Annotated in this window: 2 protein-coding genes; both read left to right on the top strand. The window is 67.5% G+C overall.

The genetic code is table 11. The features are described from left to right. The coding region (locus tag RHBS_RS27115) for an Hsp70 family protein (protein ID WP_145977643.1) at positions 1 to 1,229 on the top strand (1,229 nt) is incomplete at its 5' end. 75 nt (positions 1,230 to 1,304) lie between these two features. Further along, positions 1,305 to 2,205, top strand: a 901-nt coding sequence (locus RHBS_RS27120; protein ID WP_187298662.1) for a protease, incomplete at its 3' end; no start/stop codon positions are given.

Consider the following 2,205-nt stretch of genomic DNA (forward strand, 5'->3'; position numbering starts at 1 on the left):
ACGCCAAAGCGGCCAGCGCGTTCGCGCAGCCGAGCCCGGGGGCGGCGGTCACGGTGGTCGACATCGGAGCCACCGGCACCGACATCTCCACCTATCCCGGAGGTGGGACGGCGCGCAGCACCGACGTCGGCGGCGACGCCTTCACCGACGCACTCTTCGATCACGTGGTGACCGATCGCGAGCACATCGACCTGTCCGACGCGGCAGTCCTGTCGGCCCTCGCAGGCGTCGTCGCCTCGTGCGAGGCGGCCAAGCAGACCCTGAGCACGGCCGACGTCGCCACGATCTCGGTCGACCTCCCCGGTGTCTCGCAGTCCACAACGGTGACACGAGCCGAGTTCGCAGACCTCGTCACGCCGTTGATCGGCCGGCTCGACGTGCCAGGGACCGGCACCGTGATACTCACCGGCGGCAGCGCTGCACTCCCGTCGGTAGCGACCGACATCGGTAAACGCTCGTCGGGCCGAGTGCTCGTCGAGCCGCTCGCTGCGACCCGCGGCGCACTGTTGCTCGCCGAGGTCGAGGACGTCGACGGCAACTCCCTGGTGACCGGGGCCGCGCCGGTCGTCACCCGCAACGACGGCACGGAGTCCCTCGACACCGACGCCATCCCGGTCGTCGCACCCGAGCCGTCCCTCGCGTTCTCCGAGGCAATTCCTGCGGTCGCTCCGGTGTTCGACCATTCCGAATTTCGATCCGAGCCGATCGTTCCGGTCGACGAGAACGCGTCGAACACCGGTTACGCACCCGTCGCTGCGGCCGTTGCCGCTGGATCGGTAGGGACGAAGAAGGAACGCAGCGAACGTTCGCGAACGATCGCCACTATCGTCGCCGGCGCAGCGGCAGGGGTGGTCATCGTCCTCGCGATCGCAGCACTGAGCGGAGTCTTCGGTGACGCTCCCGCAGCGACACCACCGACCGTCACCGATGCCGGCTCGCCGATCGTCACCTCGACGCGCGCACCCTCGACCACCCCCGCCACCCCCGTCGAGCCCGTCTTCGTTCCCGAAGTCGTCGAACAGACGCCGAACGAGCCGTTCATCGCACCCGAGCCCGCTCCCCTGCCTGTTCCGCCGCCCGCACCGGTACCCGCCCCTCCACCCGTGGTGCCCACCACGACGCCTGTGGTCACCACGACTCCGGTGACGACCACCCCGGTCGCGACAACGACCACCACCACGACCTCAGCTCCGGTGACAACCACGCCCGACGAGGTCACTGAGCCCTGAGCTGCGCGAACACGGATTCTGCGCCTGATGCCATATGGTGGGTCGCTGATGCCAAGCACCCGATGAAGGGATTTCATGCGTAACACCGGGGCGCTGCGTGCCGCAGTGCTGTGTTCGACGGCTTTTGTTCTTCTTGTTTCGTTCTCCGGGACAGCGGCAGCCGACCCCGTCGTCCAGTCACCCGCCGATCAGCTTCCCCGCGAGCTCGTCGAAGCCGTGCAGCGAGATCTGAAGATCTCCCCGCAGGAGTACCTCGATCGTGCCGCCCGCGCGCAGGAACTGTCTGCATACGCATCGGACTTCCGGGCCAGCCGTCCCGCAGATTTCGCCGGTGCCTGGATCGGACCCGACGGCAATGCCGTCGTCGCCGTCACCTCGCCTGCTGCGGCACAGGCCGTCGCCAAGGACGGATACGCCACCGCGCAGTCGCCCGTGTCGGCTGACGGACTCGAGAAGTCGCTGGCAGATCTCAACAGTTGGATCGCAGGCCTCCCCCGCGAGATCTCCGAGCAGATCAACGGAACCGCCATCGACTTCATCGACAATCAGATCGTCATCGACCTGGCGAACAGCCCGATCGGCAGCGCGCTGAATCTGCCGACCCTGCTGGCGAACATCAAGGTCATCCTGTCCCCCGGCGGAAACAAGCCGGTCGACCCGACTCCGATGGGCGGCGACACCTATGTCACCACCTCGGGACCCATCGCCGACGCTCCGGCCACCGACATCAGTATCTGCTCGTTCGGCTTCAACGCCGTCGACTCCTCCGGTGCCGCCGTCAATCTCACCGCAGGCCATTGCAATCCCAACAAGGCCACCGGATCCGGCGGCGCACCGGTTTACCTTCCAGATCCGGCCGACATCTCGCGCAGCACGCAGATCGGGTCGTTCGACCGGTCGAGCCTGGGTGCGGAGGACGGCCTCGACTGGTCGGTCATCGCCCTGAACGACGCCGGGATCGCATCCGGACTCGACC

Source organism: Rhodococcus sp. BS-15 (assembly GCF_000813105.1).
Classification (GTDB): Bacteria; Actinomycetota; Actinomycetes; order Mycobacteriales; family Mycobacteriaceae; genus Rhodococcoides.